Genomic DNA, 23,259 nt, shown 5'->3' with positions numbered 1-23,259 from the left:
GCTGAGCAGCCGCCGGCGAGGAACGAGCCGGCGGCGTGGGCTCAGCGAGATCGAGCAAGCCCCGCGGCTGAGGCACGAAGCCGCGACGGGCGCGTCGAGATCCGCTCAGTCGCGGGCGGGCACCTCGCCGGTGACCACGAAGACGACCCGGTTGGCGACCGAGACGGCGTGGTCGGCGATGCGCTCGTAGTAGCGCCCGAGCAGGGCGATGTCGACGGCGGCCTCGACCCCGTGCTGCCAGTCGGTGGAGAGCAGCTCCTTGAAGCTGCGGCGACGGAGCTGGTCCATCACCTCGTCGTCGCGGCCGAGCTCGATGGCGGCGTCGACGTCGCGGTCGACGATGATGCTGCGCACCCGGCGCACCATGTCCTCGGCGGTCTCGGCCATCCGCTCCATCGTGGGGCGCAGCTCCTCGGGCACGGCGACCGACGGCACCCGCAGGCGGGCGATCTTCGCGACGTGGACCGACAGGTCGCCCATCCGCTCGAGCTCGCTGACCATCCGCAGCGCGGAGACGATCATCCGCAGGTCGCCGGCGACGGGCTGCTGCAGCGAGAGCAGCTGGAACGACGTGTCGTCCACCCGCTCCCGGGCGGCGTCGATCGCCTTGTCGCCGCTGATGACCTGGTCGGCGGTGTGGACGTCGCCGGTCATCAACGCCTTGGTGGCCTCTCGTACGGCGACCTCGACCTGTCCGCAGATCTCGGACAGGTCGGCGAAGATGCCGTCGAGCTGGTCGTGGAATGCCTCACGCATGGGCGCACTGTAGGCAGCCCAGGCGAACAGCCGTGGGCGAGCGATGAACGGCGCGTGAACACTCGGCGCCGGGCGTCCATCGGGGCGGGGGCCCCCGTGCCGATGCGTACGATGGTGGCCGTGGATCCGACCATGCAAGCCGGTCTGGCCGCGATCGTCGGAGCCGTGATGGCGGGCGGTGCGGTGCTCGCCTGGCACATCAGCGACCGGCAGCGCCACACCCTGCCGCAGGTCGAGGAGCCGGTGGTGCAGGCCGGCGTGGCCGCCGTGCTCAGCATCCTGCGCTCGAGCGCCGTCGTCGTCGACGAGTCCGACCACGTCCTCAAGGCGTCCGCGCCGGCGTACGCCTTCGGGCTGGTGCGCGGAAGCACCCTGGTGGTCCCCGAGCTGCTCGACCTCGTCGCCCAGGTGCGGCGCGACGGCCAGATCCGCGAGAGCGAGCTCGACCTCCCCGCACCCGACGGCGGCACGGCCCGCACGCTCACCGCCCGGGTCGCGCCCCTCGGCGCCCGGCTGGTCCTCGCGCTCGTCGAGGACCGCACCCGGGAGAAGCGCGTGGAGGAGGTCCGCCGCGACTTCGTCGCCAACGTCAGCCACGAGCTCAAGACGCCGGTCGGCGCGATCAAGCTGCTGGCCGAGGCCGTCACCGATGCCTCCGACGACCCCGAGGCGGTGCAGCGCTTCGCCACGCGGATGCTGCTGGAGAGCGACCGCCTGGCCAACCTGGTCCAGCAGATCATCGAGCTCTCCCGGCTCCAGGCCCACGACCCGCTCGAGACGCCGGTGATGGTCGACCTCGACGCCGCGGTCCTCACCGCCGTCGACACCAGCGCGATGGAGGCCGCCGCCAAGCGGATCACCGTGGAGTCGCGCGGCGAGCACGGCCTCGAGGTCTTCGGCTCGCAGGAGCTGATCGGCGCCGCGGTGAGCAACCTGGTGGCCAACGCCGTCACCTACTCCGGCGAGGGCTCCCGCGTGGTCGTCACCACCCGCTCCGAGGGCGACCAGGTGCAGGTGTCGGTCGTCGACCAGGGCATCGGCATCCCGCCGGAGGACATCGACCGCATCTTCGAGCGCTTCTACCGCGTCGATCCTGCCCGTCACCGCTCCACCGGGGGCACCGGGCTCGGGCTGGCCATCGTCAAGCACGTCGCCGCCACCCACGGCGGCGACATCGCGGTGTGGTCGGTGCAGGGGCAGGGCTCGACCTTCACCCTCACGCTCCCCCGCAACCCGCAGCCCGGCCAGGGCCGCACCACCACCCCCGTCGAGGTCGTCGTGCCGCGAGGCACGACCGCCGACGACCCCACGACCAGCAGGACACAGCAGGAGGTACGAAGGTGACCCGGGTACTCGTCGTCGAGGACGAAGAGAGCTACAGCGACGCGCTCGCCTACATGCTCCGCAAGGAGGGCTACGAGGTGGCGATCGCCGCGGACGGCACCACCGCGCTCACCGAGTTCGACCGGTTCGGCCCCGACATCGTCCTGCTCGACCTGATGCTCCCCGGCGTGCCCGGCACCGAGGTGTGCCGCCAGATCCGCCAGACGTCGTCGACGCCGGTGATCATGGTCAGCGCCAAGGACGACGAGGTCGACAAGGTGGTCGGCCTCGAGCTCGGCGCCGACGACTACGTCACCAAGCCCTACTCGCCGCGCGAGCTCGTGGCCCGCATCCGCGCGGTGCTGCGCCGCGGCACCGAGCCCGAGCTGATGCCCGACACCCTCGAGGCCGGCCCGGTCCGGATGGACGTCGAGCGCCACGTCGTGACCGTCGACGGCTCGGAGCAGCGCCTGCCGCTCAAGGAGTTCGAGCTGCTCGAGATGTTCCTGCGCAACCCCGGCCGGGTGCTGACCCGCGGCCAGCTCATCGACCGCGTGTGGGGCTCGGACTACGTCGGCGACACCAAGACCCTCGACGTCCACGTCAAGCGGCTGCGCGCCAAGCTCGAGCCCGACCCGAGCGAGCCGAAGTACCTCGTGACCGTCCGCGGCCTGGGCTACAAGCTCGACCTCTGACCGCGCGGCGGGAAGTCGGCGTACGACGTCCGAAATGCGCTGGTGGTGCGTCATGGGTGTACCTAGTCTTGACCCGTGACGACCACGAGCGAGACCACCAACACCGCACCTGACGAGCGCACCTCTCCCGCCCCGTGGCTCCCGGTCGCGGCCGGCGCGGTGACGCTGGTGATGTGGGCGTCGGCGTTCGTCGTCATCCGCCACGTCGCCGGCGACGTCAGCCCCGGCGCGCTGGGGGCCGGACGGCTGCTCGTCGCGGCGCTGGTCGTGCTGCCGCTGGTCCTGCGGCGCGGCTGGGTCAGCCCCACCCGTCGCGAGTGGGGGCTGCTGGCCCTCGGCGGCCTCGGCTGGTTCGGCGTCTACAACCTGGCCCTCAACGCGGGCGAGCGCCACGTCGACGCCGGCACCGCGGCGATGATCATCCAGATCGGGCCGGTGATCGTGGCCCTCGTCGCCGTGCCGCTCTTCGGCGAGCGGCTCCACGCCTGGCTGGTCGCAGGGATGGTGGTCGGGTTTGCCGGGGTCGCGGTGATCGCGCGCGGCTCCTCCGACGACCCCGACGCGAGCCTGGTCGGCGTGCTGCTGGTGCTGCTCGCGGCCGCGATGTACGCCGTCGGCGTGCTGACGCAGAAGGTCCTGCTGCGGCGCCTGCCGTCGGTGCAGGTGGTGCTGGTGTCGTTCCTCATCGGCGCGGTCACCTGCCTGCCGTTCGCCGGCGACCTCCCCGGGATCGTCGCCGACGGTGGCGCCGAGCTGTGGTGGGTGGTCTACCTCGGGGTGTTCCCCACCGCGATCGCCTTCACCACGTGGGCCTTCGCGCTCACCCACACCGATGCGGGCGCCCTGTCGCTGACGACCTTCCTCGTGCCGCTCATCGCGACCTTCGTGGCCTGGGTGACGATCGACGAGGTGCCGCCGTCGCTCACCTTCGTCGGCGGTGCGCTCGCGATCGTCGGGGTGCTGATGACGCGACGCAAGCCGCGGCCGGTCGGCTAGGACCCGTCGGTGCCGTCGGCCTCCGGGCCGGTGCCGGCCTCGAGCCAGCCGCGGAACGCCTCGAGGTTGCGGGTGGACTCCCCCCGCGAGATCCGCCACTCCCACTCCTTGCGGATGGAGGAGGCGAAGCCGAGCTCGAGGATGGCGTTGAACGACGAGTCGGCGTTGGCGAGCACGGAGCCCAGCAGGCGGTCGAGCTCGTCGTCGGTGACCGAGGCGAGCGGGAGCCGGGCCTCGAGGTAGATGTCGCCGGTGCGGTCGACGGCGAACGAGACGGCGTACATCCGCAGGTTCCGCTCGAGCAGCCAGCGGTAGACCCGCGGGTGGTTCTCGTCGGGGTTGCGGCACACGAAGGCGTGCACGCCGAGGGCGTGCGGCCCGACGTCGAGGCGCACGGGGGTCTGGAGCTTCTTCTCCCCCGGCAGGGTCAGCGAGAACGAGCCGCCGCCGAGCTCCTCGTGCTCGATGTCGTTGTCGGCGAGGTAGGCGCGCAGCCGCTCGACCGCGGCGGCCGTCTCGTCCGAGGGCACTGAGGCGGGCACGGCTGCGGGGTCGTCGGTCATGACGCCATCATGACGCGAGCGCCGCACGCATCCGGCCGGCGGCGCGGACGTAGGCGTCGAGGGTGCGCTCCGCGGTGCGCTCCCACGAGAACTCGCGGGCGTGCGCGACCGCTCCCGCGCCGAGCCGCTCGACCAGCGCCGGGTCGTCGACCAGCCGGCGCAGCGCGTGGGCCCAGTCGCGGGGCTCGTGGGTGGTGACCAGCAGGCCGCTGACGCCGTCGCGCACGACGGTGGTGAGGCCGCCGACGGCCGCCGCGACGACGGGGGTCCCGGTGGCCTGGGCCTCGACCGCGACCAGCCCGAACGACTCGTTGTAGGACGGCACGGCGACGGCGGTCGCGGCCGCGGCCCACACCGCGAGCTCGCCCTGCGAGACCGGGGGCACGAAGCGGACGACGTCGGCGATGCCGAGCTCGGCCGCGAGGTCGGCCAGCGCCGTGGGGTGCTCGAGGCCGGAGCCCGACGGGCCGCCCACCACGGGGACGACGAGGCGGTGGCGCAGGGCCGGGTCCTGCTCGACCAGGACGTGCACCGCGCGCAGGAGCACGTCGGGGGCCTTCAACGGCTGGATCCGGCCGGCGAACATCAGCACGACGGCGTCCTGCGGGAGGTCCAGTGCACGGCGGGCCGCGGCCCTGTCGCGCGGCGCGAAGACCTCGAGGTCGACGCCGGGGCTGATCACCTCGACGGCGTCGGGGCTGGCACCGTAGAGCTCGACGAGCTGCTGCGCCTCGGTGTCGGTGTTGGCGACCAGCAGGTCGGCGGCCTCGACCACCTGCTCCTCGCCGATCACCCGGGAGGCGGGCTCGGGGGTGTCCCCCGCGGCCAGGGAGGCGTTCTTGACCTTCGCCATCGTGTGCATCGAGTGCACGAGCGGCACGTTCCAGCGGTCGCGCGCGAGCGCGCCGACCTGGCCAGAGAGCCAGTAGTGGGAGTGGACGGCGTCGTAGTGGCCCAGCGGCTGGGCGGCCTCGGTGCGCAGCACCTCCCGGGCGAAGGTGCACAGCTGACCGGGGAGCTCGCCCTTGGTGAGGCCCTCGAAGGGCCCGGCGGCGATGTGACGGACCAGCACCCCGTCGGCCGCCTCGACGACCTGCGGGAGCGTGGAGGACGTGGCGCGGGTGAAGACGTCGACCGCGATCCCCTGGGCGGCCAGCCGCCGGGAGAGCTCGATGACGTAGACGTTCATGCCCCCGGCGTCGCCGGTGCCCGGCTGGTCGAGGGGCGAGGTGTGCAGGCTGATCATCGCCACGCGTTCACCCACGCTTGCTCCTCCTTCGCTGCGGCCACGCCGACGGACCCGGACGCGGGCACCTCCGGCACAACCCCGCGGACGGCCCGGTGATTCCCGGGCGTCCCTCAGTGGGCGTGCGCGCCCGACCCCGCGCGGGTGCCGGACGTGCCACGGCCGCGCACCAGGCCGAGGACGCCGAGCGCGAGGGCCAGGACGCCCCAGAAGGCGTCGTACCAGTGCGTCGTGGCGGGCCGGAACGCCTCCACGAGCGAGAGAACGAGCAGGCCCGACGCCAGGCCGACCAGGACCCGCATGCCGGCGGCGTCGCTCCTGACGAGGGTGCTCCCGAAGAGCCCCGCCGACACGACCAGGCCCGCCAGGCCGAGCAGGTGGAGGGTGCTGACGAGGGGTCCGTCACCACCGCCGAGCAGCGCGGCGAGGACCAGGAGCAGTCCGCCGACGACGGCGGCGGGGGCCGCGATCTTGGAGTGGGGCATCCGGCGATGATGCCACGCGCGAGGCGGGGGCCGCGCTCAGGACTCGTCGGTGCCCTGGTGGTAGCGCTGCTGCCACGGCGCGCCCACCCGGTCGGCCGGACGCACCCAGAGGCTGCTCCGCAGGGTGGAGCGGCCGTCGGCCAGGGCGCGCCACACGAGCAGGATGGTGTCGCGGTCGACCCGGCCCACCGACACCACGTCGAGGCTCACCGGCTCACCCGGGCCGATGGCGTCGAGGATCTCCTCGCGGCTCCAGAGCCGGCCCGAGCGCCCGACCTCCTGCCAGTCGGGGTGCAGCAGCGCCGCGACGGCCGCGCGGTCCGAGCGCACCTCGTCGGTCAGCAGCGAGCGCTCCAGCGCGACCACCTGCTCCTCGTCGGAGAGCCGCTCGCCGGCCAGGTCGAGCTCGCTGAAGAGGTCGGGCTCGTCCTCGACCTGCCCGACCTGCGCGTCGGGGTGGGCCACCGCGCTGCCGGCGAAGCCCGGGCCCGGGTCAGGGGTGGTGCCGCGCTGGTAGGCCGTGGCGGCGGCGTTGGCGCGGCGGTCGGCGGCCTCGTTGAGCTCATGGCCCGCGTGGCCCTTGACCCACTCGAACCGCACGCGGTCGCGGCGTCCCTCCATCGCCGCGTCGAGCGCCTTCATCAGCTCGACGTTGAGCACCGGCTTGCCGTCACTCTTCTTCCAGCCCTTGCGCTTCCAGCCGGGCATCCACTTCGTCACCGAGTCGATGACGTACTTGCTGTCGCAGAACACGTGCAGCTCGTCGTCGACGTGCGCGGTCTGCTGCAGCAGGTCGAGCACGGCCATCAGTTCGCCCATGTTGTTGGTGCCACGCGGCCAGCCGCCCGAGGCCCAGCAGTCGTCGTCGACGTACCAGGCCCAGCCCGCCGGGCCGGGGTTGCCGAGTGCCGAGCCGTCTGCCGCCGCGATGATCACCCCGCCATTGTCCCAGTCGGCGATCTTGGCAGGATGGCGGCATGAGCACGGACCAGACCCCCACCCGCACCGCCGTCGTCACCGGCGCCTCGAGCGGCATCGGGGCGGCCACCGCCCGCGCCCTCGCCGCGCAGGGCTTCCACGTCGTGTGCGCGGCGCGCCGCACCGAGCGCATCGAGGAGCTCGCCGCCGAGATCGGGGGCCGGGCGGTGACCTGCGACGTCACCGACGACGCCTCGGTCGCCGCCCTCGCCGCCCAGGTCCCCACCTGCCACGTGCTGGTCAACAACGCCGGCGGCGCCGTCGGCACCGACCGCGTCGACGAGGCCGACCTCGAGGGCTGGCGGTGGATGTACGACCTCAACGTCCTCGGGCTGGTCCGGGTCACCCGTGCGCTGCTGCCCGCCCTGCGCGAGAGCGGCGACGCGACCATCGTCAACGTCGGCTCCACCGCCGGGCGCTGGGCCTACGAGGGTGGCGGGGGCTACACGGCCGCCAAGCACGCGGTGAAGGTGCTCTCGGAGACGCTGCGCCTCGAGCTCAACGGCGAGCCGATCCGGGTCTGCGAGGTCGCCCCGGGCATGGTGCGCACCGACGAGTTCGCCCTCGTCCGCTTCGGCGGCGACCAGGAGCGGGCCGACGCCGTGTACGCCGGCGTCGACCAGCCGCTGGTCGCCGAGGACGTCGCCGACGCCATCTCCTGGGTGGCCACGCGGCCCTCCCACGTCGACATCGACGAGCTCGTCATCAAGCCCCGTGCCCAAGCAGCGGCACACAAGGTGCACCGCACCTGAGAGGTGGCAGACTGCCGCGCGTGAAGACCATCGGACTCGTCGGCGGGATGAGCTGGGAGAGCAGCGCGGTCTACTACCGCGACCTCAACCTCGGGATGCGCGAGCGGCTCGGCGGCCTGTCGTCGCCGCGGCTGGCGCTCACCACGGTCGACTTCGCCGAGGTGACCCACCTCGAGGACGACGAGAAGTGGGACCAGGTCGGGGTGCTGCTGGCGGACGCCGCCCGCGGCGTCGAGCGCGCCGGCGCCGACTTCCTGCTGCTGTGCACCACCACGTTCCACAAGGTGGCCGACCAGGTCGAGGAGGCCGTCGACATCCCGGTCCTCCACCTGGGTGACGTCGTGGCCGAGGCCGTGAAGGCCGCGGGCGTGGAGACGGTCGGGCTGATCGGCACCAAGGTCGCGATGTCGGAGTCGTTCTTCGTCGACCGGCTCGCCGCCCACGGCCTGTCCGTCGTCGTGCCCGACGCAGCCCACCACGACTTCCTCAACGACGCGATCTACGAGGAGCTCGTCCACGGCGTCGTCCTCCCCCGCACCCGCAGCCGCGTGGTCTCGATCGTCGAGGAGCTCTGGGACGCCGGTGCCGGCGGCGTGCTCCTCGGCTGCACCGAGCTCGAGCTGCTGGTCAAGCAGGCCGACGTCGAGCTGCCGGTCTTCCCCTGCACCACCCTCCACGTCCAGGCCGCCCTCGACGCCGCCCTCGCCTGACGGCTCCGACCGCCGCTCTCCGACTTCGCCGGACATCCGGGGATTCCGGGCACCACGCGGAAGATCCGAGCCACCAGGTGACTCGGATCCTGCACCCGAGCCGTACCACGCCCTCGTGGCCGTCGCGAGCGACCGTGCGGCCCAGCTGATCCGTCCGGCGGGCTGTTTGGGCCGCCACCGACGCTCCGACTGGTGTGGTCGGACGGACTAGACGCACGCCGTTGACGCTAGACGCACGCCATGGCGTGCGTCGAGCGGAGACGTGTCCGCTCGAGTCACCCCGTGGACGGCCGGTCAGCAGCCGGTCGGGGCCGTTCAGGCGGCGGGGATCGGGAGGCCGCGGGCGGTGGCGAGCCAGCGCCACCCCGACCAGCGGGGGCCGGTGAGGTCGGCGGCTGCCACGGCGGCTGCCACGGCGGGCGGCAGGTCGACCGCGAGCACCCGGGAGCGCGCGGAGAGCGCCCAAAGATCGGCTTGCCTGCGAATGATCCCGACCGCTCGGCACCGGTAGGTCTGGAACGATGCACCCATGGCGAGTTGGATCCGGTCCTACTGGGACGTGGAAGACATCACCTTCCTCTGGGAGGTCGGTGACGACGGCTGGGTGACGCGCTCCGTCGAGCTCGTTGGCCCGGACCATCGACCCCAAGCAGCAGCGATGCTCGCGGAGGAGCTCCACGCACGAGATCGCGGTGGCCTGCCTGCCGTGCAGGCCTACGAGACCCGGTACGGCGGCACGCCGGAGGCGCCCGTCCACGAGTGGGACACGGGGTTCCCACACGACGAGATCAGCCGGGAGCTCTTCGAGGAGGCCTGGGAGCAGTCACGCCGGGTGCTCGAGCAGGCGGACCCCGGAGGCCGCCACCGGCGCTCCGTCTGGTGTGGTCGGACGGACTAGACGCACGCCGTTGACGCTAGACGCACGCCATGGCGTGCGTCGAGCGGCCATAGGTCCGCTCGAGTCACCCCGTGGACGGCCGGTCAGGCGGCGGGGATCGGGAGGCCGCGGGCGGTCGCGAGCCAGCGCCAGACCGACCAGCGGGGGCCGGCGAGGTCGGCGGCGGCCGCGAGCCGGGGCAGGTCGACCGCGAGGACCTGGGAGCGCGCGCCCTCGGTGCTGAGCCAGAGCTCGTCGGCGGCGACGGTGATCCCCTCGCCCTGGTCCTGGGCGGGCAGCGCCCACGAGCCGAGCGACTCCCACGAGGGGTACGCCACGGCGTGGGCGTTGGCGTAGGTCCGCAGGACGAGGGCCCCGCCCCCGGGCAGGAAGCTCGCGTCGGTGACGATGCCCGGCGCCTGGGCGACCTCCTCCAGCCGGTTGGGCCGGTCGGCCCGCAGCGGCAGCGGGGCGGCGTAGACCGTGCCGGCGAAGACGCCCTTGGTGACCACGAACAGCTGCCCGGTGACCGGATGCGCGAGCAGCGCCTCGGCGTCGCGGGCGCCGTCGGGGTAGACCAGCTCGTACGACTCCGGGGCCGCGTCGCGCTCACCCCGACCCACCGGCACGCGGAGCACCTCGACGGAGTCCCGGACGTGGCGGTTGTCGCCGGTGTCCGCGACCCAGACGTCGCCGTCGCCGGCCGGCGCGAGCGCCTCCACGTCCTCGGGCTGCGGCGTCCACGACGTCACGCCCACCGTCCGTCCGGTGGCCGGGTCGACGGCGAAGACGCGGCCGGAGTCGCCGGAGTCGTTGGTGGTCACGAGGAGCCCGTCGACCAGCGCGAGCCCGCTGGACTCCACGACGTCGGCGTCCTCGAAGCGCAGGACCGGCCGCCCGGCCGCGGGGCCGTCGCCCGCGGCGGCTCCGAGGAGGAACGGCAGCACCACGGCCACGCCCACCGCTGCTCGCCCGCCCCTGACCACGGCTCCACGGTAGTCGGGGGGCCCACCCGTGCAGGTGTGTGATTTCTCAACCACCCGTCCGTAACGTGCAGGAGTTCGGCCCACCACCACTCGGAAAGAGGGGGCAGCATGTCCGTGCTCGACAAGCAGGCGATCGTCGCCCGTCCCGGCTACAGCCGGTGGCTGATCCCCCCGGCCGCGCTCGCGGTGCACCTCTCGATCGGGCAGGTCTACGCGTTCTCGGTCTTCAAGACCTCCCTCGTCGCGACCTTCGACACCAGCCTCACTGCGATCGGCTGGGTCTTCTCCCTGGCCATCGTGATGCTCGGGCTGTCCGCGGCGATCCTCGGCACCTGGGTCGAGCGGTCGGGCCCCCGCAAGGCGATGCTCGCCGCCGCGGTCTGCTGGGGCGTCGGCTTCGTGGTCGGCTCGGCGGGCATCTCGTCGGGCCAGCTCTGGCTGCTCTACCTCGGCTACGGCGTCATCGGCGGCATCGGGCTCGGGATCGGCTACATCTCGCCCGTCTCGACGCTGATCAAGTGGTTCCCCGACCGTCCGGGACTGGCCACCGGCATGGCGATCATGGGCTTCGGCGGCGGCGCGCTCATCGCCTCCCCGCTGTCGAACCGGCTGATGGCCGCCTACGACCCGGGGTTCGTGGCCACCGAGCCCGGCGCGGTCGCGTCCGGCTCGGCGCTCGCCCAGACCTTCCTCACCCTCGGCATCGTCTACACGTTGCTGATGCTCGTCGGTGCCGCGCTGGTGCGCGTGCCCCCGGGCCACGGCAGCGACGAGACCGCCGAGCACTCCCCCGGCACCAACGGCGCCCTCGTGCGGGCCTCCCAGGCCATCCGCACCCCGCAGTTCTGGCTGCTGTGGGTCGTGCTGTTCTGCAACGTGACCGCCGGCATCGGCATCCTCGAGCAGGCCGCCCCGATGATCCAGGACTTCTTCCGCGACGGCGGCGACAGCTCGGTGACCGCAGCCGCGGCCGGCGGGTTCGTCGGCGTGCTGTCGCTGGCCAACATGCTGGGCCGCTTCGTGTGGTCGAGCCTGTCGGACGTGATCGGTCGCAAGAAGACGTACGTCATGTACCTCGGCGTCGGCCTGGTGCTCTACCTGCTGCTCGCGCTCTTCGGCAGCAGCTCGACCGTCGTCTTCGTCGCCCTCGCGGTGGTGATCATCTCCTACTACGGCGGTGGCTTCGCGACGGTCCCGGCGTACCTGAAGGACCTCTTCGGCACCCTCGAGGTCGGCGCCATCCACGGCCGCCTGCTCACCGCGTGGGCCGCGGCCGGCGTCGCCGGCCCGCTCATCGTCAACGGGATCCTCGACTCGATCGGCGAGCCGGGCAACCTGGTCGCGGCCGACTACCGCCCCGCCCTGCTGACGATGGTGGGCGTGCTCGCTGTCGGCTTCGTCGCCAACCTGCTGATCCGCCCGGTCGAGGAGTCCCGCTTCGACCACGACGCCCACGCCGCCAACGAGGAGCGCATCTCCTCCCGACAGGAGGTCTCGCGATGAGCACCACCGACCACGACGGCACCCCGACCAACCCGATCCTCGTCGTCCTGGCGTGGCTGGTCGTCGGCGTGCCCCTCGCCTACGGCCTGTGGCAGACGCTGGTCAAGGCGTCCGCCCTCTTCACCGGCTAGGCGGAGGGCCGGCCGAGCAGCTCGCCCAGGCGGGGCTGCACGCCCCAGGTCGCCACCACGGCGTCGTACTCGGCCGCGGCGTCGGCGCTGCCGGCGCCCGTGCGCACCGCGCGCAGCAGGGTGTTGCGCGGGGTGTGGGCGCTCTCGACGAACTCGACCACGTCGACGCGGTAGCCCTCGCGCCGCAGCAGCGTCGCGCGGATCGCGTCGGTGAGGGTGTCGGCGAAGCGCTCGCGCAGGATGCCGTGACGGGTGAGCAGCGACCACGGCTCCGGCGTCGGGTGGGCCCGCAGCTGCGCGGCGATGTCGTGGTGGCAGCAGGGCGCGGCCAGCACCAGCGCGGCGCCCCAGCCCACACCGCGCGCCAGCGCGTCGTCGGTGGCGGTGTCGCAGGCGTGCAGCGCCAGCACGACGTCGGGCGCCCGGTCGAGCTCGGCCTCGGCGATCGAGCCGACCACGAAGTCCGCGTCGATCCCGAGCCCGGCGGCGACCTCGGAGTTGTGGTCGGCGGACTGCTGCTTGACGTCGACACCGGTCATCCGCACCGCCAGAGCGCGCCCGCCGTCGGCCACCGGCGCGGTGAGGAAGCGGTGGGCGGCGAAGGTGAGGTACGCGTTGCCGCACCCGAGGTCGACCACGCGCAGCGGGTCGTCGTCGGTGGGCGTGCGCACGTGACCCTGGGCGATCGCCTCGGTGAGCGTGGCGTCGAGCAGCCGCAGGAACTCCTCGACCTGCCGGTACTTCGCCTGCCGGCTCGGCTTGACCCGGCCTTGGGCGTCGCTGATGCCGAGCGCGCTCAGCACCGGGTCGTCCTCGCGCAGCAGTCGGTCCTTGGCGCGGTCGTGGCCGCGCGGCACCTCGACCTCGCCCTCGCGGGCGGAGGCGTGCAGCATCGGCACGCCCTTCTTCGTCACCCGCAGCTGGAGCGTCTCCGCGGCGGTGTCGACGTGCCAGTTCGCGAACGGCTGGTCGAGCAGCGCGTCGACCGCGGCTGCCGCCTGCTCGCCGACGGGGTGGTTGGCGGTGTGCGCCTGCGTCTGGTCGTACGACGTCACCTGCAGGTGCCGGCCGGCCTTCAGGTCCACCACGCGCAGCTCCACGCGTCGCACCTCGCGGCCGTCGACGACCGGGACCGGCCGCCCCTTGCGGCGCCCGCTGGCCAGCGCCCGGACCAGCCGGTCGGCGTCAAGGACCGCCGCGCGCACCCGCGCGAGCTCCGGCGGTGCAGGAGCCTCGCTCACAGGACCGCGGCGAGGACGACGATGAGGATGAGCGCCCCCAGCGCCACCGGGATCACGAGTCGGCGGTGACGGGGGTTCATCCCCCCATCCTAGTGAGGGGCCGTGCGGGGCGATCCGTCACCAGTGCTCGAGGGAGTCGCGGAAGACGCCGGCGAGGTGCTCGGCGGTGACGTCGACCGGCGCCGTGGCGAGCAGGCGCTGCTGCTGGAGCGCGCCGCCGACGAGGTCGTCGACGTCTGCCTCGCCGTAGCCCAGCTCGGCCAGCCCGCTGGGCAGCCCCACGTCGCGCATCAGCCCGCGCAGCACCTCGGGCAGGGCGCCGGGGCCGGCGGGCGCGGTCGCGCCGAGCAGCTCGGCCGCCCGGAGGTGGCGCTGGGGCGAGGCGTCGAAGGTCAGCGCGAAGGCCGCGGGCGCGGTCATCACCACGGCCATGCCGTGCGGCACGATCGGCTCGTCGTCGGGGTAGCCCGCGGGCCGGTAGTCGCGCACCCGCCCCGCGATCGGGTACGCGCAGGCGTGCGGCACGTGCACCCCGGCGTTGCCGAACCCGAGCCCGGCGAAGGTCGCCGCCAGCGCCATCTGCTCGCGCGCGTGCCCGTCGGAGCCGTCGCGGACCGCCGTGCGGAACGACGCGGCGAGCAGCGTCAGGGCCTTCTCCGACCACATGTCGGCGATCGGGTTGGCGCCGCAGTAGGGCACGCGCTGCTCGGGCCGCTTGGCCTCGAGGTCGGCGTACCAGCGAGCGGTCCAGCTCTCCAGCGCGTGGCACAGGATGTCCATCCCGCACGAGGCCGTCACGAGCGGCGGCTGGGAGGTGGTGAGGTCGGGGTCGACGACCGCGAGGGTGGGGCGCAGCCGCTGGTGCGAGATGCCGGTCTTGACCTTCAGCGCCAGCACGTCGAGCACGCAGATCGTCGTGGACTCGGCGCCCGTGCCGGTGGTGGTCGGCACGGCGACCAGCGGCAGCAGGGCCCGCTCGGGTGCCCGGCCGCCGCCCACGGGGGCGTTGACGTAGTCCATCAGCGTGCCGTCGTTGGTCAGCATCAGGTCGACGGCCTTCGCCGTGTCGATCGACGACCCGCCGCCGACCGCGACCACCGCGTCGAACGGTCCCGCGTCGCGCGCGAAGGCCACCGCCTCCTCCATCGACGCGTCGGTGGGCTCGACGCGGGCACCGTCGAACAGCACGACCTCCAGCCCGCGCTCCCGCATCGCCCCGGCCACCCGCGCCGGGTGGCCGGTCGCGGCCACGCCCGGGTCGGTCACCAGCAGCACGCGGCGCGCCTCGCCACCGGCCGTCGCAACGAGCTGGGCGACGTCCCAGCCGACCTCGCGGCTCGCGCCCCTGCCGAACTTGAGCCCGGGGGCGGCGTAGGTGAAGACGGTCTCGGTCACGGGTCTCTCCTCAGCGGTCGGTGCCCGGGGCGTCCGGGCGGTCGTGGAGCCCCAGCGCGTGGCGCACCAGCCCGAGGACCTCGACGCGGCCCCCGGCGACGTCGTCGACGGCGACCCACGCGACGGCGTCGGTCGTGCCGTCCTGCTCGACCACGCGGGGCTCGCCGTCGGCGACCGTGGCGCGGAAGAGGAGGTGGATGCCGTGGAAGTCCTCGATGCGACCCGACGGCGCCGTGCCCTCGAAGTGGCTGTCGTGCACGTCGACCAGGTCGCCGACCTCGCAGGCCAGCCCGCACTCCTCCTCGACCTCGCGGGCCAGTGCCGTGGCGGGGCGCTCGCCGTGGTCGATCCCGCCGCCCGGCAGCGTCCAGCGCCCGGGGTGCGCCGCGCGGGCGGACAGCCGGGTCAGCAGCACCTCCCGGCCCCCGGCGGGCCGGGTGCGCTCGACGACCGCGTAGGCCGCGACGCGCTGGAGGCGGTGGGGGCCGTGGTCGGCGAGCGCGTCGGAGACCGACGCGGTCACCGGCACCCGGCCTGCCAGGACGTCGGAGAGGGGCAGCCAGGCGGCGTCGACGGTGGACCCGTCGACCTCCACGACCCGCGGCTCGGGTGCGTCGGGGGCGACCCAGCCGTCGTAGACGATGCGGATGGCGTGGGCGTCGACGAGCTGCCCGTCGCGCGGCGTGCGCGGCATGTGGGCGCTGTAGACGCGCGCCCGCTCCCCGATCGTCGCGGCCAGCCCCGCCTCCTCGTGGATCTCGCGGATCAGGGCGTCGCGCGGGTCCTCGCCGTGGTCCACCCCGCCGCCGGGCAGGGTCCACATCTCCGAGCGCGAGATCCGCGGCGCGAGCCGGCTCAGGAGGATCTCCACCACCCCGTCGCGCTCGCGCAGCACCACGGCGTACGCGGCCACGCGCTGGCGCCTCGGCAGTGATCCCATGCCCACAACCTAGTGAAGTACGGTGACGGCGTGGCTCCCCCGTCCCGTGACCCGTGGCTCGACAACGTCAAGATGGTGCTGGTCACGCTCGTGGTCATCGGGCACGCGATCGGCCTGGTGGAGGCCACCCAGGGCAGCCACTGGGTCTACGACTTCATCTACATGTGGCACATCCCGGCCTTCGTGTTCGTCAGCGGCTACCTCTCGAAGTCGTTCGAGTGGGACCGCCGCCGGCTCAAGGGGCTCGTCTACACGCTCGCGGTCCCCTACCTGATCTTCGAGCCGGCGCTGTTCTACTACCGCAAGGTCGTCGTCGGCGAGGGGGTGGAGGGCCCGATCTGGCTCGTCCCGCACTGGACGATGTGGTACCTCATCGTGCTGCTGATGTGGCGGCTCATCACCCCCGTCCTCAAGAGCCACTGGCTCTTCCTGCCGCTCTCGGTGGTCGTCAGCCTGGCCGGCGGGCTGTGGAACGACGACTCCCTGATGATCCCGCGCTTCCTCGGGCTCCTGCCGTTCTTCGTCCTCGGCCTGCACCTCAAGCCGCGTCACCTCGCGCACCTCGACGACGTGTGGGTCAAGGCGGCCGCGGTCCCGACGCTGGTCGGCATCGGCATCATGGCGCTCTACACCGACACGTGGGCCGAGACCGCGCTGCTCTGGTACGACACCGGCTACGAGGACATCCCGATCGCCAACCAGATCGTCTTCCAGACCCGGCTCACGGTGATGGCGGTGGGCCTGCTCGGCGCGTTCGCGGCGATGGCGCTGGTGCCGCGGCGCAACCTCGGCTGGTTCACCACGATGGGCACCGCCACGATGGTCGTGTACCTCTTCCACGGCTTCGTCATCAAGACGGTCAAGGCGCTCGGCTGGCCCGACTTCACCACCTCCCACCCGGCCCTCGGGCTGGTGCTGACGATCCTCGGCGCCGTGGGGCTCGCACTGCTGCTGGCGAGCCCGCCGGTGCGCAGGGTGCTGGAGCCCTTCACCAACCCGCTCGGCTGGGTGGAGCAGCGCCGGGCCCGGCGCACTCCGGCCCCCACGTCGGCCTGAGGGCCGCGCGCGGCACCACGTCGTACGCCGCCGCCTCGGCGCGGGTGGGGCCGTGCCCGCCGAGGTGGGCGGGGTACCACGGGGCGTGCTCCCCGGGCCGCGGGACGTGGTGCGGCAGCCGCTGCAGACCCTCGAGCTGCTCGGTGAGCCGCTCGCCGAGCCGACGGGTGAACGACGACAGGTCCTCCCCCGCGCCGAGCACCATCGGCTCGCCGAGGGACAGGTCGACCCGCCTGCCCCGGCGCAGGCTCGGGCGCGGCCTGCGGCCGCGGCCGTCAGGCGGACCCACCGACCACAGCCGCTGCGAGCCCCAGACCCCCACGGGCACGACCGGCGCACCCGTCTCCCGCGCCAGGCCGGCCACGCCGGGCATCAGTGAGCGGACGGTCCACGACCAGCTGATCCCCGCCTCGGGGAAGACGCCCAGCGCCTCGCCCCGGCGGAGCAGGCGGCGCGCCTGCAGGTAGGCCGCGGCGGGCGCCTCGCGGTCCACCGGGACGTGCTGCATCCGGTCCATGGCCGTGCGGACCAGCGGCACCTGCCAGACGTCGTGACGGCAGAGGAACCGGACGTGCCGGCCCCGCTCGACGGCCGCCTGCTCGAGCAGCACGAAGTCGGGGTAGCTGACGTGGTTGGCCGCCAGGATGACGGGGCCGCGCTCGGGGAGGTGGTCGAGGCCCGTCCACCGCGTGTCCACCGCCAGCGCCCGGATCGCGGCGCGACCCAGCACGTTGGCCGCCCGGTAGACCTGCTCACCCACGGCACTGGTTCGGCGCCGACCCGCTCCCGGATCGCCTCGCCGTCATCAGCTGAAGGGCGGCCGGGCGTCCCGCGCCATCGAGCGTCGTCCCGCCCACCGCCACACGCGGGCGGCGCGGTCGCGGTCGGCGTCGTCGACCAGGTTGCCCATCCACCGCAGCGCCAGCGTCATCAGCCAGTCCGAGCGCATGCCGGCGGGGCCGAGTGCGGAGACGACCTTCGGCTGGGTGGCGATGCCGGCCAGGCGCCGCGCGATGGAGAACGACTCGCCGTAGTGCTCCACCAGGGTCGAGCGCCACGCCTCACCCAGTCCGGCGCCGCCGGCGAGGTGCTCGGCGACGAGGCGACCGGTCTCGAGGCCGTAGTCGATGCCTTCGCCGTTGAGCGGGTTCACGCAGGCCGCGGCGTCACCGATCAACGCCCAGTTGGGGCCGGCGACGTTGCTGACCGCCCCGCCCATCGGGAGCAGCGCCGAGGTCGGCCGCCGCAGCTCGCCGGACAGGCCGAAGTCCTTGCCGATGGCGTCGGCGTAGGTCTGCATGAGCGGCTTGATGGCGACCTCGGCGGGTCGGCGGCTCGTGGCCAGCGTGCCGGCGCCGAGGTTCACGGTGCCGTCGCCGAGCGGGAAGATCCACCCGTAGCCGGGGACCAGCTCGCCCTGCTCGTCGCGGAGCTCGAGGTGGGAGCTGATCCACGGGTCGTCGGAGGCGTCGGAGTCGACGTAGGACCGGCCGGCGACCGCGTAGACGGTGTCGCGGTGCCACTCCCGGCCCAGCAGCTTGCCCAGGGGCGAGCGCACGCCGTCGGCGACCACCAGCCAGCGGCAGGCGACCTCGAAGGTGCCCTGCGAGCCTCGGAACTCGACGGCCGCGACCCGCTCCCCGTCTCGTCGTACGCCGACCGCGCGGGCGCCGTCGACCGCGGTCGCGCCGCTGGCGATCGCCACCGAGCGGAGGTGGTCGTCGAGCTCGGTGCGGGCCACGGCCGAGCCCCAGTCGGGCAGCGAGCCGCCGGGCCACGGCAGCAGCAGGGTCTGCCCGAAGCCGTGCGCCCGCAGCCCCTGGTTGACCGTGTGCTCGCGCAGCCACGGCTCGAGGCCGAGCCTCTGCATCTCCCCGATCGCGCGGGGGGTGAGCCCGTCGCCGCAGGTCTTGTCGCGTGGGAAGGTCGCCGCGTCGGCGAGGAGGACGTCGAGCCCCGCGCGCGCGGCCCACGCGGCGGCGGCGGAGCCCGCGGGACCGGCGCCGACGACGAGGACGTCGGTCGAGGCCGGGATCGAGGCCGGGATCGAGCTGGGGGTCGTCACAGCCAGATTCTCCCCTGCCGCCCCCAGCGCGGCGACACCGGTGCGACCCGCAGGACGGGTCGCACCGGCTCGCCGATGCTCAGAACCGCAGGTGCTCGAGGTAGAGCCGACCGACGGCCGCGGTGAGCAGGGGTGCGGCGGCGTTGTCGGGGGTGTCGTTCTCGACGATGTACTCCTCCACCTGGTGGTGGCGGAACAGCGAGGCGAAGTCGATGACGCCGACGCCGAGGTCGCACATGTCGGCCTCCGCCTGCGACGTGCCCATCGAGGTGCGGTCCTTCACGTGGTACTGCCGCACCTGCAGCGGCGCCTCGTCGATGACGTCCTTGGCGAACTGGAGCGCGGACTCGGCGGTGGTGTGGCCGGTGTTCACGCCACCGGTGAAGGCCCAGTAGAGGTCGACCTCGAGGTGCACCAGGCGCGGGTCGAGCCGGTCCATCAGGACCTCCCAGGGCGTCAGTCCCCCGCCCAGGTCGGTCGTGAACTCGTGGGCGTGGTTGTGGTATCCGTAGCGCAGGCCGTACCTGCGCGCGATCGCGGCCTCGGCGTTCATCTGGTCGGCCCACCGCTGCCAGTCCGCGAGGGCCGTCGAGGCGAGGTAGGGCACGTTGACGTAGCGCTGGCCCAGGGTGACCGCGCCCTGGAACTTGGCGTGGGCCGCCCCGGTGTCGGCGCTGATGCCGTCGTGGCTGGAGGTGGCGCGCAGGCCGAGGCCGTCGAGCCGCGCCCGCATGCTCGCCGGGGTCTCGCCGTAGAGACCGGCGAGCTCCACCCGGTCGTAGCCGTAGCGGGCGAGGGCCTCGAGGACCGCCGGGTGCCCGATCGCGGCCGGTCCCGACCCGGGGGCCGCGGCCGCGTCGCGCAGCGTGTAGAGCTGGATGCTGATGGTGTCGAGGTCGAGCCGGCGACCGCCGTGCCCCCCGCCCCCGTGACCGCCGTGCCCGTGGCCGCGGCCCTTGCCGGCAGCGTGCGCGGGCGAGGCGCCGAGGGCACCGAGCGCCGCAGCGCCGACCGTGGCGCCGGCAGCGCCCCTGATGAGTCCGCGGCGGCTGGCGCCGCGTGCCTCCAACGAGCGCGCGAGCGCCTCGTCCCCGTCGTGTCCGAAGCACATGGGGGTGCACCTTCCTGTCGTCGACGATGTGATGGGCACCACATCACGTCGACCGTAGGGCGACTTTTGCTCGTACGTCAATCAAAAGTCGGTGTCGTCTCGCTGAGGGGACGACGGCGCCCCCTCAGCCGTGGAAGGGGCGGTGCGAGAGCAGGTGCACCGCGTCGTTGCGGCAGCCGGTCGTGGCGTGGGCGACGAAGAACGAACGGGTGGTGTCAGGGGCGTAGACGCGGAAGCCGTCCACCGGCGCGGGACGGCAGCGACCCCGCGGGTAGTCCTGCGCCACCGTCTCGGTGACCAGGCTCAGCGCCCGCTCGCCCGGCGCGAGCACCACGCGGCGAGCGGTGGCCTGCTCACGGTCGGCTGCCGCGCCGACCTGGGTGCCGTCACCCCCGCCGACGTAGGACAGCCCGCCGTAGCCCTGCACGACGCAGGTGCGGTCGCTGACGTTGTGCAGCCGGACCACGCCGTAGCGGTGGCCGGCCGCAGCGTCGCGCGCCCGGAAGTCGGCGCGCAGGTCCGCGCTGCGGCACTCCGGGGTCGTCGCGCGCGAGGCCGCCTCGGCGACGCCGGGTGCGCTCAGCGGGGTCGCCGCGGCCGCGCGGCCCGGGGGCGTCCCGGGATGGAGGTGCAGCGAGGCGACGAGCACGAGCGCACAGGTGCCGAGGAGCAGGATCAGGGAGCGGTGCCACACGGATCGGACCATGTCGTCCAGTGTGCGTCGCACCCCGAAAATGCCGACGAGCCCCGGCCCCCGCGAGGGGGACCGGGGCTCGACCGGGTACCGGATCAGTTCTGGTAGGAACCGAAGTCGAAGTCGTCCAGCGCGACGGCCTGCGACGACGGACCGAAGTCGTAGTCGTAGGCGTCGTAGCCGGTGACCGAGTAGGCAGCGGCGCGCGCCTCCTCGGTCGGCTCGACCCGGATGTTGCGGTAGCGCTCCAGGCCGGTGCCGGCCGGGATGAGCTTGCCGATGATCACGTTCTCCTTCAGGCCGCGGAGGCTGTCGGAGCGGCCGTTGATCGCGGCGTCGGTGAGCACCCGGGTGGTCTCCTGGAAGGAGGCCGCCGAGAGCCACGACTCGGTCGCGAGCGAGGCCTTCGTGATGCCCATGAGGACCGGGCGACCCGAGGCCGGCTTGCCGCCCTCGGAGACCACGCGACGGTTCTCCTCCTCGAACCGGACCCGGTCGACCAGGTCGGACGGGAGCAGGTTGGTGTCACCGGACTCGATGACCGTCACCCGGCGCAGCATCTGCCGGATGATGATCTCGATGTGCTTGTCGTGGATCGACACGCCCTGGGACCGGTAGACCTCCTGGACCTCGTCGACGAGGTGCTCCTGGGCCTTGCGGACACCGAGGATGCGCAGCACGTCCTGCGGGTCCGGCGTACCGGAGGTGATGTGGTGACCCACCTCGATGTGGTCGCCGTCCTCGACGTTGAGGCGCGAGCGCTTGGAGACCGGGATCTCCTGGGGCTCGGAGCCGTCGTCGGGGGTGACCACGACGACGCGGGCCTTGTCGCTCTCCTCGATCTTCACCCGACCGGCGGACTCCGAGATCGGGGTCCGGCCCTTGGGCGAGCGGGCCTCGAAGAGCTCGACCACGCGGGGCAGACCCTGCGTGATGTCGTCCGCGGAGGCCACACCACCGGTGTGGAAGGTACGCATCGTCAGCTGCGTGCCGGGCTCACCGATGGACTGGGCGGCGATGATGCCGACCGCCTCACCGATGTCGACCAGCTGGCCGGTGGCCAGCGAGCGGCCGTAGCACTTGGCGCAGGTGCCGGTGCGGGCCTCGCAGGTGAGGACCGAGCGGACCTTGACCTCGCTGATGCCGGCCGCGACCAGCTCGCCGATCTTGACGTCGCCCAGGTCCTCACCGGCGGCGGCGAGGACCTCGCCGGTCTCCGGGTGGGTGATCTCGACGGCGGAGGCCCGGGCGTAGGCCGAGGTCTCCACGTGCTCGTCGTCGATGCGCTTGGGCAGGCCACGCTCGGTGCCGCAGTCGTCCTCACGGATGATGACGTCCTGCGAGACGTCCACCAGACGACGGGTCAGGTAGCCCGAGTCGGCGGTGCGCAGCGCGGTGTCGGCCAGGCCCTTGCGGGCACCGTGGGTCGAGATGAAGTACTCGAGCACCGAGAGGCCCTCGCGGAAGTTGGCCTTGATCGGGCGCGGGATGATCTCGCCCTTCGGGTTGGCCACCAGACCACGCATGGCCGCGACCTGCCGGATCTGGTTCATGTTTCCGGAGGCGCCCGAGTCGACCATCATGAAGATCGGGTTCTTGCGGTCGAAGTTGGTCTCCATCGCGCGACCGACCTCGGCAGCAGCCTGGGTCCACAGCTCGATGAGCTCCTGACGACGCTCGTCGTCGGTCATCACGCCGCGCTCGTAGTTCTTCTGGACCTTCTCGGCCTGCGCCTCGTAGCGGCCCAGGATCTCGGCCTTGCTGTCCGGCGTGGTGACGTCGTCGATCGAGACCGTGACGCCCGAGCGCGTGGCCCAGTGGAAGCCGGCGTCCTTGAGGGCGTCGAGCGACGCGGCGACCTGCACCTTGGTGTAGCGCTCGGCGAGGTCGTTGACGATCGCGCCGAGGCGCTTCTTGCCGACCTCCTCGTTCACGAACGGGTAGTCCGCGGGCAGGGTGTCGTTGAAGTACACGCGACCCAGCGTCGTCTCGAGGAGGATCGCGGTGCGCTCCTCCCAGTCGGCCCCGACCTCGAGGTCGAGCGGCGGCACGATGTCGTCGAGGCGGATGCGGACCTTGCTCTGCAGCGTGATCTCGCGACGGTCGAAGGCCATGATCGCCTCGGCCGGGCTCGAGAACACGCGGCCCTCGCCGGGCTCGCCGTCCCGGTCGGAGGTGAGCCAGAACAGGCCGATGATCATGTCCTGCGAGGGCATGGTCACCGGGCGGCCGTCCGACGGCTTCAGGATGTTGTTGGTCGACAGCATCAGGATGCGGGCCTCGGCCTGCGCCTCCGCGGACAGCGGCAGGTGCACGGCCATCTGGTCACCGTCGAAGTCGGCGTTGAACGCGCCGCACACGAGCGGGTGGATCTGGATGGCCTTGCCCTCGATCAGCTGCGGCTCGAAGGCTTGGATGCCGAGGCGGTGCAGGGTGGGCGCACGGTTGAGCAGCACGGGGTGCTCGGTGATGACCTCCTCGAGGACGTCCCACACGACCGGGCGGGCGCGCTCGACCATCCGCTTGGCGGACTTGATGTTCTGCGCGTGCGACAGGTCGACGAGGCGCTTCATCACGAACGGCTTGAACAGCTCGAGCGCCATCTGCTTGGGCAGACCGCACTGGTGCAGCTTGAGCTGGGGACCGGACACGATGACCGAACGGCCCGAGTAGTCCACGCGCTTGCCGAGCAGGTTCTGGCGGAAGCGACCCTGCTTGCCCTTGAGCATGTCGGAGAGCGACTTCAGCGGCCGGTT

At 73.0% G+C, this 23,259-nt stretch carries 24 protein-coding genes; 9 read left to right on the top strand and 15 right to left on the bottom strand.

Annotated elements, in window-relative coordinates; genetic code table 11:
• Positions 1 to 105 precede the first annotated feature (105 nt).
• Positions 106 to 756: a phosphate signaling complex protein PhoU gene (phoU, locus tag ACFFJG_RS13625; protein ID WP_378519267.1), complete on the bottom strand. Its 651-nt coding sequence runs from the start codon at positions 754 to 756 to the stop codon at positions 106 to 108.
• A gap of 120 nt (positions 757 to 876) precedes the next feature.
• Here phoU and ACFFJG_RS13620 point away from each other — a divergent pair, with 120 nt between their 5' ends.
• From ACFFJG_RS13620 to ACFFJG_RS13610, 3 genes are all read left to right on the top strand, one after another.
• The gene (locus tag ACFFJG_RS13620; RefSeq protein WP_378519266.1) at positions 877 to 2,100 is read left to right on the top strand and encodes a sensor histidine kinase; all 1,224 of its coding nucleotides are present in this window, start codon (positions 877 to 879) and stop codon (positions 2,098 to 2,100) included.
• Positions 2,097 to 2,774, top strand: a complete 678-nt coding sequence (locus ACFFJG_RS13615; RefSeq protein WP_378519265.1) for a response regulator — start codon at positions 2,097 to 2,099, stop codon at positions 2,772 to 2,774. The genes ACFFJG_RS13620 and ACFFJG_RS13615 overlap by 4 nt, the downstream gene beginning before the upstream one ends.
• A gap of 75 nt (positions 2,775 to 2,849) precedes the next feature.
• Entirely contained in the window at positions 2,850 to 3,770 is a 921-nt protein-coding gene (locus tag ACFFJG_RS13610) for a DMT family transporter (protein WP_378519264.1), read from the top strand.
• On the opposite strand, the gene ACFFJG_RS13605 is transcribed toward ACFFJG_RS13610, so the two are convergent.
• The 4 genes from ACFFJG_RS13605 to ACFFJG_RS13590 all read right to left on the bottom strand — a co-directional run bounded on the left by ACFFJG_RS13605 (position 3,767) and on the right by ACFFJG_RS13590 (position 7,000).
• On the bottom strand, positions 3,767 to 4,333 hold the full coding sequence (locus ACFFJG_RS13605; RefSeq protein ID WP_378519263.1) for a type III secretion system chaperone family protein: 567 nt from the start codon (positions 4,331 to 4,333) through the stop codon (positions 3,767 to 3,769). The genes ACFFJG_RS13610 and ACFFJG_RS13605 overlap by 4 nt on opposite strands.
• 7 nt (positions 4,334 to 4,340) lie before the next feature.
• Positions 4,341 to 5,597 carry a D-inositol-3-phosphate glycosyltransferase gene (mshA, locus tag ACFFJG_RS13600; protein ID WP_378519262.1) on the bottom strand — a complete coding sequence of 419 codons (1,257 nt, stop codon included), beginning with the start codon at positions 5,595 to 5,597 and terminating at the stop codon, positions 4,341 to 4,343.
• 95 nt (positions 5,598 to 5,692) lie between these two features.
• The gene (locus ACFFJG_RS13595; protein ID WP_378519261.1) at positions 5,693 to 6,064 is read right to left on the bottom strand and encodes a hypothetical protein; all 372 of its coding nucleotides are present in this window, start codon (positions 6,062 to 6,064) and stop codon (positions 5,693 to 5,695) included.
• A 36-nt stretch (positions 6,065 to 6,100) separates the two neighbouring features.
• Positions 6,101 to 7,000, bottom strand: a complete 900-nt coding sequence (locus ACFFJG_RS13590) for an RNase H family protein (RefSeq protein ID WP_378519260.1) — start codon at positions 6,998 to 7,000, stop codon at positions 6,101 to 6,103.
• A 41-nt stretch (positions 7,001 to 7,041) separates the two neighbouring features.
• Between ACFFJG_RS13590 and ACFFJG_RS13585 the strand changes: the two genes are divergently transcribed.
• Both ACFFJG_RS13585 and ACFFJG_RS13580 read left to right on the top strand, forming a co-directional pair.
• Positions 7,042 to 7,794, top strand: a complete 753-nt coding sequence (locus ACFFJG_RS13585; RefSeq protein ID WP_378519259.1) for an SDR family NAD(P)-dependent oxidoreductase — start codon at positions 7,042 to 7,044, stop codon at positions 7,792 to 7,794.
• A 20-nt stretch (positions 7,795 to 7,814) separates the two neighbouring features.
• Positions 7,815 to 8,504 carry an aspartate/glutamate racemase family protein gene (locus tag ACFFJG_RS13580; RefSeq protein WP_378519258.1) on the top strand — a complete coding sequence of 230 codons (690 nt, stop codon included), beginning with the start codon at positions 7,815 to 7,817 and terminating at the stop codon, positions 8,502 to 8,504.
• A 315-nt stretch (positions 8,505 to 8,819) separates the two neighbouring features.
• Here the strand turns inward: ACFFJG_RS13580 and ACFFJG_RS13575 are convergent, their stop codons facing one another.
• Positions 8,820 to 9,035 (bottom strand): hypothetical protein, encoded by a 216-nt coding sequence (locus tag ACFFJG_RS13575; protein ID WP_378519257.1) that lies wholly within the window; start codon positions 9,033 to 9,035, stop codon positions 8,820 to 8,822.
• Between ACFFJG_RS13575 and ACFFJG_RS13570 the strand changes: the two genes are divergently transcribed.
• Complete coding sequence (locus ACFFJG_RS13570; protein WP_378519256.1) at positions 9,034 to 9,402, top strand: hypothetical protein; 369 nt, start codon at positions 9,034 to 9,036, stop codon at positions 9,400 to 9,402. The two genes, ACFFJG_RS13575 and ACFFJG_RS13570, sit on opposite strands and share 2 nt — an antisense overlap.
• An 83-nt stretch (positions 9,403 to 9,485) precedes the next feature.
• Here the strand turns inward: ACFFJG_RS13570 and ACFFJG_RS13565 are convergent, their stop codons facing one another.
• Positions 9,486 to 10,367, bottom strand: coding sequence for a YjiK family protein (locus ACFFJG_RS13565; RefSeq protein WP_378519255.1), 882 nt, complete (start codon positions 10,365 to 10,367; stop codon positions 9,486 to 9,488).
• Between the two features lie 108 nt (positions 10,368 to 10,475).
• Between ACFFJG_RS13565 and ACFFJG_RS13560 the strand changes: the two genes are divergently transcribed.
• Both ACFFJG_RS13560 and ACFFJG_RS13555 read left to right on the top strand, forming a co-directional pair.
• Positions 10,476 to 11,870, top strand: coding sequence for an OFA family MFS transporter (locus ACFFJG_RS13560; protein WP_378519254.1), 1,395 nt, complete (start codon positions 10,476 to 10,478; stop codon positions 11,868 to 11,870).
• A complete protein-coding gene (locus ACFFJG_RS13555; protein ID WP_378519253.1) occupies positions 11,867 to 12,001 on the top strand; it encodes an MFS transporter small subunit in 135 nt (44 codons plus the stop codon). The genes ACFFJG_RS13560 and ACFFJG_RS13555 overlap by 4 nt, the downstream gene beginning before the upstream one ends.
• On the opposite strand, the gene ACFFJG_RS13550 is transcribed toward ACFFJG_RS13555, so the two are convergent.
• From ACFFJG_RS13550 to ACFFJG_RS13540, 3 genes are all read right to left on the bottom strand, one after another.
• The gene (locus ACFFJG_RS13550; RefSeq protein ID WP_378519252.1) at positions 11,998 to 13,242 is read right to left on the bottom strand and encodes a class I SAM-dependent methyltransferase; all 1,245 of its coding nucleotides are present in this window, start codon (positions 13,240 to 13,242) and stop codon (positions 11,998 to 12,000) included. The genes ACFFJG_RS13555 and ACFFJG_RS13550 overlap by 4 nt on opposite strands.
• Positions 13,243 to 13,359: 117 nt before the next feature.
• Complete coding sequence (locus ACFFJG_RS13545; RefSeq protein WP_378519251.1) at positions 13,360 to 14,637, bottom strand: hydroxyacid-oxoacid transhydrogenase; 1,278 nt, start codon at positions 14,635 to 14,637, stop codon at positions 13,360 to 13,362.
• A gap of 10 nt (positions 14,638 to 14,647) precedes the next feature.
• Positions 14,648 to 15,577: an NUDIX hydrolase gene (locus ACFFJG_RS13540; RefSeq protein ID WP_378519250.1), complete on the bottom strand. Its 930-nt coding sequence runs from the start codon at positions 15,575 to 15,577 to the stop codon at positions 14,648 to 14,650.
• 30 nt (positions 15,578 to 15,607) lie between these two features.
• Between ACFFJG_RS13540 and ACFFJG_RS13535 the strand changes: the two genes are divergently transcribed.
• On the top strand, positions 15,608 to 16,633 hold the full coding sequence (locus ACFFJG_RS13535; protein ID WP_378519249.1) for an acyltransferase family protein: 1,026 nt from the start codon (positions 15,608 to 15,610) through the stop codon (positions 16,631 to 16,633).
• Here the strand turns inward: ACFFJG_RS13535 and ACFFJG_RS13530 are convergent.
• The 5 genes from ACFFJG_RS13530 to rpoC all read right to left on the bottom strand — a co-directional run.
• A complete protein-coding gene (locus tag ACFFJG_RS13530) occupies positions 16,566 to 17,393 on the bottom strand; it encodes a lysophospholipid acyltransferase family protein (protein WP_378519248.1) in 828 nt (275 codons plus the stop codon). The genes ACFFJG_RS13535 and ACFFJG_RS13530 overlap by 68 nt on opposite strands.
• 45 nt (positions 17,394 to 17,438) lie before the next feature.
• Positions 17,439 to 18,698: a geranylgeranyl reductase family protein gene (locus ACFFJG_RS13525; protein WP_378519247.1), complete on the bottom strand. Its 1,260-nt coding sequence runs from the start codon at positions 18,696 to 18,698 to the stop codon at positions 17,439 to 17,441.
• 79 nt (positions 18,699 to 18,777) lie between these two features.
• Positions 18,778 to 19,809, bottom strand: coding sequence for a sugar phosphate isomerase/epimerase family protein (locus ACFFJG_RS13520; protein WP_378519245.1), 1,032 nt, complete (start codon positions 19,807 to 19,809; stop codon positions 18,778 to 18,780).
• A 124-nt stretch (positions 19,810 to 19,933) separates the two neighbouring features.
• Positions 19,934 to 20,515, bottom strand: coding sequence for a DUF4232 domain-containing protein (locus ACFFJG_RS13515; RefSeq protein ID WP_378519244.1), 582 nt, complete (start codon positions 20,513 to 20,515; stop codon positions 19,934 to 19,936).
• Positions 20,516 to 20,598: 83 nt separating this feature from the next.
• Positions 20,599 to 23,259: DNA-directed RNA polymerase subunit beta' (gene rpoC, locus ACFFJG_RS13510; protein ID WP_378519243.1), on the bottom strand; the 2,661-nt coding region annotated here is incomplete at its 5' end.

It is taken from the genome of Nocardioides zeicaulis, assembly GCF_042432345.1.
GTDB lineage: Bacteria > Actinomycetota > Actinomycetes > Propionibacteriales > Nocardioidaceae > Nocardioides > Nocardioides zeicaulis.
Note: the sequence above shows the minus strand (reverse complement) of the source record. Positions and strands in the feature narration are given on the sequence as shown.